Source organism: Kribbella sindirgiensis, from assembly GCF_004331435.1.
GTDB classification, from domain to species: Bacteria; Actinomycetota; Actinomycetes; order Propionibacteriales; family Kribbellaceae; genus Kribbella; species Kribbella sindirgiensis.
Genome location: NZ_SJKA01000003.1, coordinates 476079 through 490561, shown reverse-complemented (window position 1 = coordinate 490561; position 14483 = coordinate 476079). Strand labels below are relative to the sequence as shown.

Annotated in this window: 14 protein-coding genes; 7 read left to right on the top strand and 7 right to left on the bottom strand. The window is 69.2% G+C overall.

Annotated features, from left to right (window positions below; translation table 11 throughout):
- Positions 1-38: 38 nt before the first annotated feature.
- Positions 39-785, top strand: a complete 747-nt coding sequence (locus E0H50_RS10855; RefSeq protein ID WP_131286619.1) for a D-Ala-D-Ala carboxypeptidase family metallohydrolase — start codon at positions 39-41, stop codon at positions 783-785.
- A 10-nt stretch (positions 786-795) separates the two neighbouring features.
- Here the strand turns inward: E0H50_RS10855 and E0H50_RS10850 are convergent, their stop codons facing one another.
- From E0H50_RS10850 to E0H50_RS10840, 3 genes are read right to left on the bottom strand one after another with little or no spacing between them, the layout of a single operon-like run.
- Positions 796-1353 (bottom strand): ribonuclease FAU-1 family protein, encoded by a 558-nt coding sequence (locus tag E0H50_RS10850; protein ID WP_131286617.1) that lies wholly within the window; start codon positions 1351-1353, stop codon positions 796-798.
- Positions 1350-2597 (bottom strand): DUF445 domain-containing protein, encoded by a 1248-nt coding sequence (locus E0H50_RS10845; protein ID WP_131286615.1) that lies wholly within the window; start codon positions 2595-2597, stop codon positions 1350-1352. Before E0H50_RS10845 ends, E0H50_RS10850 begins: the two co-directional genes overlap by 4 nt.
- Before the next feature lie 35 nt (positions 2598-2632).
- Complete coding sequence (locus tag E0H50_RS10840) at positions 2633-3820, bottom strand: MFS transporter (RefSeq protein ID WP_238150887.1); 1188 nt, start codon at positions 3818-3820, stop codon at positions 2633-2635.
- A 187-nt stretch (positions 3821-4007) separates the two neighbouring features.
- Here E0H50_RS10840 and E0H50_RS10835 point away from each other — a divergent pair, with 187 nt between their 5' ends.
- The 3 genes from E0H50_RS10835 to E0H50_RS10830 all read left to right on the top strand — a co-directional run bounded on the left by E0H50_RS10835 (position 4008) and on the right by E0H50_RS10830 (position 6096).
- Positions 4008-5159 carry an alpha-hydroxy-acid oxidizing protein gene (locus E0H50_RS10835; RefSeq protein WP_131286611.1) on the top strand — a complete coding sequence of 384 codons (1152 nt, stop codon included), beginning with the start codon at positions 4008-4010 and terminating at the stop codon, positions 5157-5159.
- A 143-nt stretch (positions 5160-5302) separates the two neighbouring features.
- Positions 5303-5455, top strand: coding sequence for a hypothetical protein (locus tag E0H50_RS42850; protein WP_165547059.1), 153 nt, complete (start codon positions 5303-5305; stop codon positions 5453-5455).
- Entirely contained in the window at positions 5422-6096 is a 675-nt protein-coding gene (locus E0H50_RS10830) for an HAD family hydrolase (protein WP_337590370.1), read from the top strand. Before E0H50_RS42850 ends, E0H50_RS10830 begins: the two co-directional genes overlap by 34 nt.
- On the opposite strand, the gene E0H50_RS10825 is transcribed toward E0H50_RS10830, so the two are convergent.
- Positions 6093-7172, bottom strand: coding sequence for a 2-oxoacid:ferredoxin oxidoreductase subunit beta (locus tag E0H50_RS10825; protein ID WP_202868087.1), 1080 nt, complete (start codon positions 7170-7172; stop codon positions 6093-6095). The genes E0H50_RS10830 and E0H50_RS10825 overlap by 4 nt on opposite strands.
- Positions 7169-9136, bottom strand: coding sequence for a 2-oxoacid:acceptor oxidoreductase subunit alpha (locus E0H50_RS10820; protein WP_238150886.1), 1968 nt, complete (start codon positions 9134-9136; stop codon positions 7169-7171). Before E0H50_RS10820 ends, E0H50_RS10825 begins: the two co-directional genes overlap by 4 nt.
- 268 nt (positions 9137-9404) lie before the next feature.
- Between E0H50_RS10820 and E0H50_RS10815 the strand changes: the two genes are divergently transcribed.
- The 3 genes from E0H50_RS10815 (at position 9405) to E0H50_RS10805 (ending at position 11234) form a co-directional block, all read left to right on the top strand.
- Complete coding sequence (locus E0H50_RS10815) at positions 9405-10160, top strand: hypothetical protein (RefSeq protein WP_131286607.1); 756 nt, start codon at positions 9405-9407, stop codon at positions 10158-10160.
- A 10-nt stretch (positions 10161-10170) separates the two neighbouring features.
- The gene (locus E0H50_RS10810) at positions 10171-10527 is read left to right on the top strand and encodes an NADH-quinone oxidoreductase subunit A (RefSeq protein WP_131286606.1); all 357 of its coding nucleotides are present in this window, start codon (positions 10171-10173) and stop codon (positions 10525-10527) included.
- Between the two features lie 491 nt (positions 10528-11018).
- The gene (locus E0H50_RS10805) at positions 11019-11234 is read left to right on the top strand and encodes a hypothetical protein (RefSeq protein ID WP_131286604.1); all 216 of its coding nucleotides are present in this window, start codon (positions 11019-11021) and stop codon (positions 11232-11234) included.
- A gap of 18 nt (positions 11235-11252) precedes the next feature.
- Here E0H50_RS10805 and E0H50_RS10800 read toward each other — a convergent pair whose 3' ends face one another.
- Both E0H50_RS10800 and E0H50_RS42845 read right to left on the bottom strand, forming a co-directional pair.
- Positions 11253-14195 (bottom strand): helix-turn-helix transcriptional regulator, encoded by a 2943-nt coding sequence (locus tag E0H50_RS10800; RefSeq protein WP_238150885.1) that lies wholly within the window; start codon positions 14193-14195, stop codon positions 11253-11255.
- A gap of 104 nt (positions 14196-14299) precedes the next feature.
- On the bottom strand, positions 14300-14473 hold the full coding sequence (locus E0H50_RS42845; protein WP_165547058.1) for a hypothetical protein: 174 nt from the start codon (positions 14471-14473) through the stop codon (positions 14300-14302).
- Positions 14474-14483: the final 10 nt, after the last annotated feature.

Below are 14483 nucleotides of genomic sequence, written 5' to 3'. Positions count from 1 at the left end.
GTCCGGGACAGATTCCTTCACCGCCCCGGAGGTGTCCGATGTCCATCACTCGACCATTGCCTCGCTTGCTCGCCGTACTGCTGCTCTTCGTGGCGACACTCACCGCGTCACAAGTCGTCGCCACGACCGTCGCCCATGCGGACGGCTGTTACACGTGGGGTCGCCAGCTCAGTCAAGGCATGTCCGGTGCGGACGTGCGGCAGTTGCAGATCCGGGTCTCCGGATACCCCGGCTACGGCGCGCACCTGGCGATCGACGGCGAGTTCGGCCCGGCGACGAAGGCCGCGGTGCAACGATTCCAGGCGGCCTACGGGCTGACGCAGGACGGCGTCGCCGGTTCGGCCACGTTCAGCAAGATCTACGCGCTGCAGGACGACGACTGCACGCCGATCCACTTCACGTACGCCGAACTCGACGACGGCTGCGGCGGATCCGGGTACGACGGCGGTCCGCTGTCGGAGGCGGCGACGAAGGCCAACGCACTCGAGACGATGTGGCACCTGGAGGCGCTGCGGCACGCGCTCGGTGACCAGCCCCTCACTGTCACCAGCGGTTTCCGCAGCTACTCGTGCAACAGCCAGGTCGGCGGCGCCAGCAACAGTCAGCACCTGTACGGCCGGTCCGCGGACCTGGTCGGCGTCCACTCGCTCTGCACCCTCGCCAAGCAGGCGCGCTACCACGGCTTCGGCGGCATCCTCGGCCCCGGCTACCCCGGCCACAACGACCACACCCACGCGGACATCCGCACCACCAACTACTGGAGCGCCCCGAACTGCGGCATCTAGCTGCCCCAAGCTAGTCCAGCGGACGATCACCGAAATCGGTCAGCGGCGGTAGCCCGAGTGCTACCGCCGCCGACAGCCGGTCCCAACCGACCCGCCCGAACGGCTCCACTCCGGCGGAAAGGTCGTGCTCCAGAGCACGAGCGGCGGCCACGGCCGCGTCCCGCTCCACGTCGCTGATCAGCTCGACCGCATGCGCCTCCGCGAGCTCGTCCCAGTCTTCGGTGCCGACCGTCCCGTCCGGCCGCCGGAAGGGATCCAGCTCCAGATCCTCGAACATCCACTCCGCCCCGGCGAGCACGGCCGGCGTACTCACGTCGACGTGAACGAGCCCGCTCGCGCGGAAGTACGCGAACCACCAACCGTCCCGCGGCGCGAGCTGCACACAATGCTCACCCGGTCCACCGGGCCCGAGCTGAGCCATCTCGCAGAACTCGCCATTGTTCGCCCGAAACAACGACCGAGCCGGCGTGTAGAACCAGGTGCCGAAGGCATCGGTCGCGATCAGGTAGGCGCCCCACAACCCGGACCCCTCCGGACGTTTCCGCTTCCGGATGTACGTCGGGTTCACAGCAGCTGGCTCACGGTGTGGATCGTCAGGCCGACCAGAGCCCCGACGACGGTGCCGTTGATGCGGATGAACTGGAGGTCGCGGCCGACGTGGAGTTCGATGCGGGCCGCGGCTTCGCGGCCGTCCCAGCGTTCGATGGTGTCGGAGATGACCGAGACGATCTCCTGGCCGTACGTGCGGACCACGTACCCGACGGCCTCAGCCGCGCGGGTGTCGACCTTCGCGCGCAGCGCCTCGTCGTCCTGGAGCCGCTGCCCCAGCTCCTGCAGCGCCCGCACCCCCCGCGCCCGGAGTGTGCTGTTCGGGTCGTTGATCGAGTCGATCAGGGCGGTGCGCATCGCGTCCCAGACCGCGGTCAGGCTCGAGCCCATGTCCGGATGCGTCAGCATCCGCGCCTTCCACGCCTCGAACCGCGCCATCGTGTCCGGGTCGTGCTGCAGGTCGTGGGCCAGTTGCCCGAGCAGCCGGTCGATCGCCCGCCGCGCCGGATGGGTCTGGTTGTCCCGTACGTCGGCCAGCCACGTCAGCGCCTCGCGGTGGATCCGGTCGATCACCATCCGGTCCACCCACTGCGGTGACCACCGCGGTGCCCGTGGTCCGACGACATCCGCCAGCAGGTCCCGGTTGTCGGCCAGCCAGTCGTGCGCTTCCACCAGCAGCAGGTCGAGCAACGCGTGGTGGGCGCCGTCGTCGACGACCGACTCCACGAAGTGCCCGGCGATCGGGCTCAACGGCTCTTTGGCGAACCGCGGCAGCAACGATCCGCTGACGAACGCGGTCACATCGTCGTCGCCGAGTTTCGGCAGCGCCGCCCCGACGGTACGGGCGCCTTCGGCCACGATCCGCTCGGCGTGGTTGCCGGCCGCCAGCCATTCACCGGCCCGCCGGCTGACCTCCGCCGTCCGCATCTTTTCCGAAACGACTTCCTCGGACAGGAAATTTTCCGTCACGAACTGCTCGAGGCTTTCCGCGAGGCTGTCCTTGCGGGTCGGCACGATCGCGGTGTGCGGGATCGGCAGCCCCAGTGGCCGCCGGAACAGCGCCGTCACCGCGAACCAGTCCGCCAGCGCACCCACCATCGCCGCCTCGGCCGCCGCGTTCACGTACCCCCAGCCGCCGCTGCGGTGCAGCGTCACCACGTAGATCACCGCGGCCAGCACCAGCAGCGCCAACGCCACCGACCGCATCTGCCGCAGCCCACGCCGCCGTACCAGGTCGGCCGCGCCCAAGGTCAAGGTCGCCATACCCCGATCTAACCAAGTCGGCGGTGACGAACCCCTCAGGCAAGTACCTGAGTGGACCCGCGTCGTTCCATGAGACCGGAGATCGCGGCCAGGATCAGCCCGGCGACGGCGAGCGCAGCGCCGAGGCGGCTGGGCCATTCGTAGCCGTATCCGGCGGCCAGTACGACGCCGCCGAGCCAGGCGCCGAGTGCGTTGGCGATGTTGAGCGTGGAGTGGTTCAGGGACGCCGCCAGCGACTGTCCTTCGTGCGCGACGTCCATCAGGCGGGTCTGCAGCGCCGGCACCAGGATGCTCGCGGAGCAGCCCATCGCGAACACACCGATCAGCGCGCCCGGCCGGGTCTGCGCGAGCCAGCCGAACGTTCCGAGCACCACGGCGACCGCGACGAGTCCGCCGTACACGCTGCCCATCAGCCACCGGTCGGCGAGACGCCCGCCGAGGACGGTGCCGGCGGTCATGCCCACGCCGTACACGCCCAGCACGATCGTCACGGCGGACTCGGAGAAACCGGCCAGTTCCGTCATCGTCGGCGTGATGTACGAGTACGTCGCGAACATCCCGCCGAACCCGACCATCCCGACCAGCAGGGCCATCCACACCTGCGGCCGGGCCAGTGCGCTGAGCTCGCTGCGCACGTTGACGTCGCTCCCGACCGGCTGCGGCGGCACCCAGAACCAGACCGCGACCAACGTCAGCAACCCGAGAACGCCGACCGCGAGGAACGGCACCTGCCACCCGAGCCGCTGCCCGAGCAGGGTCGTCGCCGGTACGCCGATGATGTTCGCGACCGGGAGGCCGACCATTGTCATGGACACCGCCCGCGCCCGCCGGTCCGGTGCGACCATCGACGCGCCGACCACCGCGCCGATCCCGAAGAACGCCCCGTGCGGCAGACCGGACAGGAACCGCGCGGCCAGCAGGAACTCGTAGCTCGAGGCGACCGCGGACAGCACGTTGCCGATCACGAACACCGCCACCAGCCCGAGCAGCAACCGCTTCCGCCCGGTCCGCGCGCCGAGCGACGCGATCACGGGAGCGCCGACCACGACGCCCAGCGCGTACGCCGAGATCACGTGGCCGGCCGTCGGGATCGAGATGTGCACCCCGTCGGCGATCTGCGGCAGCAGCCCCATCGTGACGAACTCGGTGGTCCCGATCGCGAAACCACCCGTCGCCAGCGCGAACAACGCGAGATTGACGTGCCGGGCGGTGTCAGGAGTCACCGAAGAAGTCACACGTGATTGTCGCATCGAGGCGGCGAGGAGACCATTTGGTGGGTTGGCGTCCGAGATGCAGGGTTGGCGACCGAGATAACAGTCGCTGACCCAGACTTTCGGACGCCCACCCACCAAATGCCGGTCGCCGGTGCCGGCACTGGCGACTGACGGGAGGAGCGTGGGAGCATCCGGCATGGCCAACTTCGGGGACTACCAGTTGCAGATCTACCTGCAGGGGATGCTGCAGGGAGTGACGCCGGAGATCACGACCGACCTGGCGCGGCTGGAGGCGCAGGCGGCCGGGAAGTTGCCGGCCGAGGCGATGGGGTACGTCGTGCCGAGCGCCGGCGAAGGCTCGACCGCACAGGCCAACCGGGCCGCGTTCGACCGCTGGCGCCTGGTGCCGCGGATGCTCCGCGGCAGCACCGAACGCGATCTGTCCTGCACGATCCTCGGTACTGCGATGCCGGCGCCGATCCTGGTCGCGCCGATCGGCGTACAGACCCTCGCGCACCCGGACGGCGAACTGGCGACCGCGCGCGCCGCGGACACCCTCGGCCTGACGTACACGCACTCGACCCAGGCCAGCCACGCGATCGAGCAGATCGAGGCGACGAGCAAGTGGTTCCAGCTGTACTACCCGACCGATCGCGACGTCTGCCTGAGCTTCCTGCAGCGCGCGAAGGCCGCGGGGTACGCCGTACTCGTCGTCACCCTGGACACCGGGACGATCGGCTGGCGGCCGGCCGACCTGGACCGCGGGTTCCTGCCGTTCCTGAAGGGCGAGGGGCTGGCGAACTATTTCAGCGACCCCGCGTTCCGGGCGAAGCTGGTCAAACCGGTCGAGGAGGATCCCGGCGCGGCGGTGATGCACTGGGCGCAGATGTTCCCGAATGTCGGCCTGTCCTGGGACGACCTGTCGTTCCTGCGCGACAACTGGGACGGCCCGATCGTGCTCAAGGGCATCACCCACGTCGAGGACGCCAAGCTCGCGGCCGAGCACGGCGTGGACGGTCTCGTCGTCTCGAACCACGGCGGCCGCCAGGTCGACGGCGCGATCGCGTCCCTGGACGCACTGCCGGCGATCGCGGACGCGGTCGGCGAGCAGCTCACGATCCTGTTCGACTCCGGCGTACGCACCGGCGCCGACGCGGCCAAGGCCCTCGCCCTCGGCGCCAAGGCGATCCTCCTGGGCCGCCCCCTCCTCTACGGCCTGGCCCTCGCCGGCCAAGCAGGCGTCGAACACGTCCTCCGCTGCTTCCTGGCCGAACTCGACCTGACCCTCGCCCTCTCCGGCTACGCCAACCACCGCGAACTCAACCGCGACTCGGTAGTCCGCGCGTAAAGCTGCAGGTCGACAGTACGTATATGTCTATTACCCGCGACCGCGCACCGGGTGGCAGGACGACTCGCCTGACAGTGGACGTATATGTACTGTCGACCTGCACAAATGGACAGCGGCGGACATTGGAAGGCGGAGGAGGGCTGGTGGCTGACAAGGATCATGACACCAACAGCCGCGACGGGATCGCCGACGTTTTGCGTCGGCGTACCGATGGGCGTTGGCAGTCCGACCGGCAGCTGATTGACCAGAACCTGGCTGACCCGTGGGCGCCAAGCAACAAGGACGTTGGGCTGTGAAGGCGGTTGTGTTCGATCTGGACAACACGTTGTTCGATCACACCGGGTGTGCTGTGGCGGGGCTTCGGAGTTGGGTGACTGAGCTCGGGATCACGCCGACGGACGAGCTGGTCGCCGAGTGGTTCGTGATCGAGGAGGACCAGTTCGGCCGGTTCCTGGCGGGGGAGATCACGCATCAGGGGCAGCGGCGGGGGCGGTTGCGGGCGTTTCTTCCGGTGCTCGGTCTCCCGGTCCCGGCGACCGACGCCGAGCTCGACGAGGTGTTCACGGGGTACCTCACGCAGTACACGAACAACTGGATCGCGTACCCGGACGCGCGCCCCGCCCTGGAAGTTGCCCGCAGCAACGGCTGGCGGATCGGGGTGCTCACCAACGGAAGTACCAAGCAGCAGAACGCGAAACTGCGGGCGATCGGACTCGCCGACCTGATCGACGTGGTCTGCACCTCGGAAGAACTCGGTGTCAGCAAGCCCGACCCGCGCGCCTACCGGCGTGTCTGCGAAGCTCTGGGCGTCGAGCCGAGCGAGACGATGATGGTCGGCGACAACCTGGAGCTCGACGTCGTGGCCGCACGAGCAGCCGGCCTGACCGCGCAACATCTGGACCGCGCGGCCGGGCAGGGCTTGCTGGAGCTGCTCTAGTTCACCGTCCAGGTGTCTGCGCCGGTGACCAGCGACTGCAGGTCGCCGGGGCCCTGGGCTTCTTGGGCGGTGGTGATCTGCTGGCGGACCAGGTCGTCGTACGCCGGGCGGTCGACGGAGCGGAAGACGCCGATCGGGGCCTGGTGCAGGACACCGCCGTCGGTCAGCCGGGACAGGGCGAACGCGTACGCCGGGTCCTCGGTGTGCGCGTCGTGAACGACCAGGTCGGACTCGCCGCCGGGCAGGTCCGCGACCTCGCGGACCGCCAGTGACGCGAAGCCGTCGCGGACCACGCCGAGATGCCCGTCGGTGCCGAACCGGATCGGCTCGCCGTGCACCAGCGGGATGATCGCGTCGTCCCGGGTCTCCGGGTCCTTGAACGCCTCGAACGCGTTGTCGTTGAAGATCGGGCAGTTTTGGTAGATCTCCACGAACGCCGTACCGCGGTGCTCGGCCGCGGCCCGCAGGACCGAGGTGAGGTGCTTGCGGTCGGAGTCGACCGTCCGCGCCACGAACGTCGCCTCCGCGCCGAGCGCCAGCGAGACCGGGTTGAACGGGTTGTCCACCGAGCCCATCGGCGTCGACTTCGTCACCTTGCCCGGCTCCGAGGTCGGCGAGTACTGCCCCTTGGTGAGGCCGTAGATCCGGTTGTTGAACAGCAGGATCTTCAGGTTCACGTTCCGCCGCAGGGTGTGGATCAGGTGGTTGCCGCCAATCGACAGCGCGTCGCCGTCACCGGTGACCACCCACACGCTCAGGTCCGGCCGGGCCGTCGCGAGCCCGGTCGCGATCGCCGGCGCGCGGCCGTGGATCGAGTGCATGCCGTACGTCGACAGGTAGTACGGGAAGCGTGACGAGCAGCCGATCCCGGAGACCATCGCGACGTTCTCGCGCTTGATCCCGAGCTCGGGCAGGAAGCCCTGGAAGGCCGCGAGTACGGCGTAGTCACCGCACCCGGGGCACCAGCGCACCTCCTGGTCCGACACGTACTCCTTGCGGTTCTGCGGCTCGGTCGCGGCCGGCACGCCCTGCAGACCGTGCGGCAGGCTCGGCATACCGAGCTCTACGGCGCTCATCGTGCACCTTCCGTCTTGAGATGACCGTTCTGTTCGGCCACCAGTGCTTCGCCGTGCTTGACGGCGGCCGCGGCCGCGCCCAGGTGGCGGGCGTCGTCGTCGATGCCTTCGGTCTCCTCGACCAGGTTGCCGATCACCTCGGCGAGTTCCGCGGCGCCGAGCGGCATACCGCGGACCTGGGCGTACGAGACCACGTCGACCAGGTACTTGGCGCGCAGCAGCATCGCCAGCTGGCCGAGGTTCATCTCCGGCACCAGCACCTTGTCGTACGACATCAGCACGTCGCCGAGGTTGGCCGGGAACGGGTTCAGGTGCCGCAGGTGCGCCTGCGCGATCTTGCCGCCGACCTTGCGGACCCGGCGGACCGCGGCGCCGATCGGGCCGTACGTCGAACCCCACCCGAGCACCAGGACCTTCGCCGTACCGTCCGGGTCGTCGACCTCCACGGCCGGGACGTCGATCCCGTCGACCTTCGCCTGACGGGTGCGGATCATCAGGTCGTGGTTGGCCGGGTCGTAGGAGATGTTCCCGGTCTTGTCCTCCTTCTCCAGACCACCGATCCGGTGGTCCAGACCCGCCGTCCCCGGAATCGCCCAGGCCCGGGCGAGGGTCTCCGGGTCACGCTCGTACGGCAGGTACTTGCCGTCGGGTGCGTTCGGCGCGGTGGTGAAGTTCGGGTCGATCGTCGGCAGGTCCTCGATGACCGGGATCTTCCACGGCTCGGAACCGTTCGCCAGGTAGCCGTCGGACAGCACGATCACCGGTGTGCGGTAGGTGACCGCGATCCGGGCAGCCTCGACCGCGATCGCGAAGCAGTCCGCGGGGGACTGGGCGGCGAGCACCGGCAGCGGCGCCTCGCCGTTCCGGCCGAACATGACCTGCAGCAGGTCGGCCTGCTCGGTCTTGGTCGGCATCCCCGTCGAGGGCCCTGCGCGCTGGATGTCGCAGACCACCAGCGGCAGCTCGAGCATCACGCCGAGACCGATCGTCTCGGACTTCAGGCTGATCCCGGGACCGGACGACGTGGTGACGCCGAGCGCACCGCCGAACGACGCGCCCAGGGCGGCGCCGACCCCGGCGATCTCGTCCTCGGCCTGGATCGTGGTGACGTTGAACCGCTTGAGCTTGGACAGTTCGTGCAGTACGTCGGACGCCGGCGTGATCGGGTACGCACCGAGGACCATCGGCAAGCCGGCCCGCTGGGCGCCCGCCACCAGGCCGTACGCCAGCGCGAGGTTGCCGGAGATGTTCCGGTAGGTGCCGGCGGCCATGCTGGCCGGCTTCACCTCGTACCGGACCGAGAACTCCTCGGCGGTCTCACCGAAGTTGTAGCCCGCGCGGAAGGCCGCGATGTTCGCGTCCCGGATGTCCGGCTTCGACGCGAACTTGGTCTCCAGGAACGAGATCGTCGACTCGACCGGCCGCTGGAACAGCCAGGACACCAGACCGAGCGCGTACATGTTCTTCGCCCGGGACGCGTCCTTGCGGGACAGCCCGAACTCCTTGACCGACTCGACCGTCATGCCGGTCAGGTTCAGCGGGACCACGTGGTAGCCGTCGAGCTCGCCGGTCTCCAGCGGGTTCTCGTCGTACCCGATCCGCTTCAGGTTGCGCGCGGTGAAGTCCGCGGTGTCGACGATCAGGGTCCGGCCCCGCGGCACGTCCTTGAGGTTCGCCTTCAGCGCCGCCGGATTCATGGCGATCAGCACATCGGGCGCATCACCCGGCGTGAGGATGTCGTGGTCGGCGAAGTGGAGCTGGAAGGACGACACTCCCGGCAGGGTTCCGGCTGGTGCCCGGATCTCGGCGGGGAAGTTGGGCAGTGTCGACAGATCGTTGCCGAACGACGCCGTTTCCGCTGTGAACCTGTCCCCCGTGAGTTGCATCCCGTCGCCGGAGTCGCCGGCGAAGCGGATCACCACGCGGTCGAGCTGCTTGACCTCGATGGTCACTGTTCTGTTCATCTCCAAGTCGAAGCTTGGGTCGGCCGGCCGCCTTGTGAGCGACACGTCGATCCCCCCGTCAGGGCGATAACCCCAATATTAGTTCGCCCTTAGTACGGAATCATGCGGAAGCCCCGGTGGTCCACAGCCTGGGACGCGGTGTTAAAAGGTGATCCGGCCGTGTAGTGGCCGAACCGGCCGGTATCACCGTGTGCAAGCGCTCGCTTGCGATCCGGAGTGAGAACCGGCAGGGTGGCGTCATCCTGCTGTGGATTCAGGGAGTTGCTTCATGCGCCGTGTGCTGATCGGACTGCTGACCGTGCTGATGCTGGGCTGCGCGGTGCCGATCGCGTCCGCGGTCCCGTCGCCGGCGCGGACCGCGAAGATCTACAGCATCCGTACGACGGATGCCACCAAGGGCGTGATCACGGTCGTCGGAACGCTCTCGCCGGCCCCTGCCACGGGGACCAGGATCCCGTTGCACCAGTGGATCCCGTCGCTGAAGCGCTGGCAGGAGGTCGCGCACGGGTACTCGTCGGGCGGCAGCGTGACGATCACCACCGTGCAGCCCGGGTCGGTCCGGACGTACCGGATCGCGATCGGCCCGCAGGCGCCGTACGCCGCCGCGATCTCGCCGATGATCAGCTTCAAGCACTACGTGTGGCGAGGGATGTTCAAGAAGGGGCTGCTGGCCGCGGGCGGGGCAGGTCAGCCGAAGTTCACCGTCGTACCGCCCGCCGAGGGACCGCGACGGTCCGAGGCGGACCTGCTGGCGAACCAGGGCGGGTACGTCTGGGGTGACGTCGACGCGACCGGATGCCGGTACTCGCGGAACTGGCTCGGCAACCTCACCGACGGGCTGGTCCGGGTGTCACTGCACAACTCGACGACGGCGCTGACCTCGGTCCGGATGACGCAGGAGACCGAGACCTGGTTGAACTACGACATCACCGGCGTCACCCGCCTGCGCCTCCAGGTCGCCGACGTCCGCTCCGGCTACGGCCCGTACGTCTCGATCGACTCGCTCCTGCTCTGCACGAACTAGACTGCCACCCGTGTCGGACAGCTATGGCGTCATCGCCGCGGTGGTCGCGCTCGGCCTCGTCGGGCTGCTCGGCGCGTTCGCGCTGAACAAGGCGCTGACGGTCACCTATCCGACCGAGGGCAAGCTGAAGACGTACGAGTCGGGCGTCGACCCGGTCGGCGAGGGCTGGGCCCAGGTCCACATCAGGTACTACCTGTTCGCGTACCTCTACGTGATCTTCGCGGTCGACGCGATCTACCTGTTCCCGTGGGCGACGATCTTCGCGACCCTCGGCGTCGCGACCCTGATCGAGATGTTCGTCTTCCTGGCGTTCGTCGCGGTCGGCCTGTTGTACGCGTACCGCAAGGGTGTACTCCGCTGGACCTAGTGTCCTGAGTCGGAGGGAACCGCGCCGTCCCGAGGAGCGTCGACTTGAGGAGCCCTCCTGGGCTCGCTCAACCCGACTGCGGCACTCCGGAAGGAACTCGAGCATGGCAAAGGCTGATCCGAACAAGCGCCCGAGGAAGAGCGACATGGAGGTAAGCAAGCAGATCCTCGATGGGGCCGTGCGACAGTCTCGCAACCCCGCCAACAGGGCCGCGACAGGCGCGCAGGCAAGGAAGATCGACAAGGCCGCCAGTAGCAGGAGGGCCAACCTGCGGCGTGGTGGTAGGTGAAGACAGCCGCGTAATCACTGAAAGTAGTCGCTTCTCGCCGGTCCGGACTTGTTGCCCGATCACCGTATGTGTTTGCAATGAGCAACAAAACGTGAATTTCAAGCGCTGGGATGACGGTATGCGTACACCTGGTCGCCAAGCGCCGACATCGGAGCTATGGTGATTACGCGGGGGAACGGGGCGAGTACCAGGCGGTGAGGCTATGTCGTGGCAACTGTGGGTATTGATTGCCCTCACTGCGGCCGGGATCGTGCTGCTGGCCGCAGCGCGGATGCGGCACGCCCGCAAGGTCTTCGACGACATCACCGAACTCGACCGGCCCACCACCGAAGCGGCTCCGGTGGGTGACGATCTGGCCCGCGCCCGGGCCCGGCACCTGCAGACCGAAGCCGACGCCCCGCACCGCAAACACGGCTAGCGGCTCAGTCCCCGTCGGTCAGTCCCCGTCGAGGAGCCCGTCGCGGCGAGCGACCGCGGCTGCTTCCGTGCGGGAGCGGACGCCGAGCTTCGCGAGGATGTTCGACACGTGCACGCTGACGGTCTTCTCGCTGATGTACAGCTCCCGCGCCAGCTGCCGGTTGGTCCGTCCCTCCGCGAGCAACCGCAGTACTTCGGTCTCTCGCGACGTCAACGCACTGGCACCGCCGTTGTTGACGACCCCGCCGGCCTCTTCCAGCAGGGGACGCGAGTTCAGCTCCCGGCCGACGTCGGCCGCCAGCGCGGTCTGTTCGTTCGCCTCGGCGACCCGGCCCGCGGCGCGGAGCGCGGCCGACAGGCGGACCCGCGACCAGGCCTGCTCGTACACGTACCCGTAGCCGAACGCGTCCGTCGTCCGCTGCCACGCAGCGACATGCTCCTCCGGCGTCGGCGCGTCGATCCCGGCCAGCCACCGCAGCCGGTCCCACTCCGACTCCAGCCGCGCGATCCAGGCGAGACCCTCGACACCCATCAGCCGCCCCGGCGGCAGTCCCTTCTCTGCGGTCGCCTGCCCGAGGTTGAGCAGCTCCGCACCGCGCGCGACCAGCTCGGCAGCGGCCGACGGCTCACTGACGGCGCGGTGGCAGAGCAGTTGCAGCCCGAGGGCCGAGAACCGGATCCGCGCGTAGAACCATTCGGTCTGGAACACGTCGGCGCACAGCGCGGACACGTCCGCGATCAGCTTCTCCGCCTCGGCCGGCTTGTCGAGCATCCGGTACGCGTCGACGGCCGGCTGCAACCCGATGATCGGCAGCATCACGTCGAGGTCCCACCACTTCCGGGACAGCTCGAACTCCTCCGCGACCGCCGTGTCACCCCGCCCGCTGCGGACCGAGAAGTCCACCGCCCGCAACGCCGCCGCGGCCGCCGCCGGCGTCATCGCGTCGGTCCGGGCGGTCGCCGCCGCGTCGTCCCATTCGCCGAGCATGAACTGGGTCAGCGCCAGCATCCGGCGCGCGTCGAACCCGTACGCGGCCCACTGCCGCCCGAGCTCACCGGCTCGCTTCGCCGCGAACGACAGCGCGGCCTTCGCGTTCAGCAGGTCGCCCTGCTCGTAGTGCGTCGACCCGAGCAGGAACCGGCTCCGCACCTCGGCGGGAGAGTCGCCGGTGAGCTGCGCCCGTACGGCGGCCTCCTCGAGCTGCTTCGCGGCGGTCTCCGGATCGCCGGCCCGGCGACGCAGCTGGGCCAACGTGATCCCGGCGTCGCTGGCCGCGGACTCCTGACCGGCCTCGCGGGCGATCTCGAGCGCCTTGTGAGCCCAGCGCTCCGCGTCCATCGGGCGGCCGAGCGCGTCGGACACGCGGGCGTACAGCGACGCGACCTGCGCCTTGAACACGCTCGCCGGCTCGTCCTGGACCAGCTTGAGCGCCTGCGAGATCGCCTCGCTCGCCTCGCTGTCCTGATCGATGACCAGAGCGATGTCCGCCAGCGGCAGCAGGAGCTCGGCCCGCTGCAGCTTCGGCGCGTCGGGCGGCAGGTCGACCAGTGCCTTCCGGAGCAGCTTGACGGCGCGCAGGTGCTGTGAGGACAGGGTGGCCGCCATCGCCGTGTCGACGATCAGCCAGGTCTTGTCGATCGTGCTCGTCGGCGCGGCGTTCGGGAACAGCTCCAGGGCCATCTCGTAGTGCTTCAGCGCCTCCTGCGGCGCGGCGACCGACAGCGCTTCCTGACCGGCCCTGACCCGGGCCTCGAACGCCGTCGCCAGGTCGTGGGACCGGGTGGCGTGCCCGGCCAGCTCGGCCGCGGTGCCCGCGACGGTCTGACTCTCCAGCTCCTGCACGTACGCCGCGTGCTGGCGAACCCGCTCACCCGGCAGCAGGTCGTCGTACACGGCCTCGGCCAGCAGGGCGTGACGGAAGTAGTACCGGTCGCTGGTCGGTACGTCGATGATGTGGGCGTCGATCAGCTCGCGCAGGGCGTCGTCGAGCTCGCGGTCCGGCAGCTTGGCGACGGCGGTCAGCAGGTCGTGCGGAACGCGACGCCCGGCGACCGCGATCACCCGGGCGACCTGGCGGGCCTCGTCGGACAGCGGGTCGAGGCGGACCAGCAACAGATCGGCGAGATCGGGCGGTACGGCGTCGCCGTCACCCATCGAGGCGGCGGCCGCGAGCTCCTCGGTGAAGAACGCGTTGCCGCCGGCACGCTCGAGGATGCGGCGCTCCTCCGCGGGGGACAGCGGGTCCGTGAGCAGCAGGTGCAGCAGGGTGCGGGCCTCGTCGGCGTCGTGGGGGAGCAGATTGACGCGACGGACGCGGGGGTTGCGGGACCACTCGGCGATCGGGCGGCGCAGCGGGTGCCTGCGGTGCAGGTCGTCGCTGCGGTACGACACCACGAGGGCCAGGCGTTGCGAGGTCAGCCGGGTGATCAGGAAACCGATCAGGTCCCGCGTCGAGTCGTCGGCCCAGTGGGCGTCCTCGATGATGACCAGCTGCGGCTCACTCGTGGCGAGGGCGGTGAACGCGCCGAGGACGGCGTCGAACAGGGCTGCCCGGTCGAGCTGACCCTCCTGCGGCGCCGGCTGGGCGCTCAGCAGGCGGTGCGCCGGCAGCAGCCGGCCGATCGCCGGGAAGTTCGTCAGCACGCCCTCGACCAGGTCGGGGCGGTCGCCGGCCAGCCGGCCGAAGATCTCCGAGAACGGCTGGTACGGCAGGCCGGCGTCGCCGAAGTCGGTGCAGTGCCCGACCAGGACGCCGAACCCGCGCTCGTGCGCGCCGGTCGCCACCTCGTCCAGTAACCGGGTCTTGCCGACGCCGGCGTCACCGGACAGCAGCACGGCGCCGGCGCGGCGCGTCTTGGCGTCGTCCACGGCGCTGAGCAGAGTGGCCATCTCGGATGAGCGGCCGACGAGAGGTGTCGAGTTCCAGGGCACGTCGTCCATCTTCGCCCCTGGTGCCGACACAAATCGACGGTATCCCGTCCGCTGAGCCTTCCCGGGCTTTCTCCCAGGCGCAGAAACGCCGTCCCTGATCACGAGTTCTCGATCAGGGACGGCGGTTTCGGCGGTCATGCGGCCGGGCGGGGTCGGAGGGCGTGGCGCGGCCCGGACTGCTCGGACTGCTCGGTCCGCTCCTTGCGCTGCCGGCGGTTCGCGACCCGGAAGTCACGCTTCGCGCGCTCCAGCCGGTACGCGGACTCCGCCTTCACGGCGTCCGGGGTCAGTGGCATGTTGATCATCATGGTTTTCCCT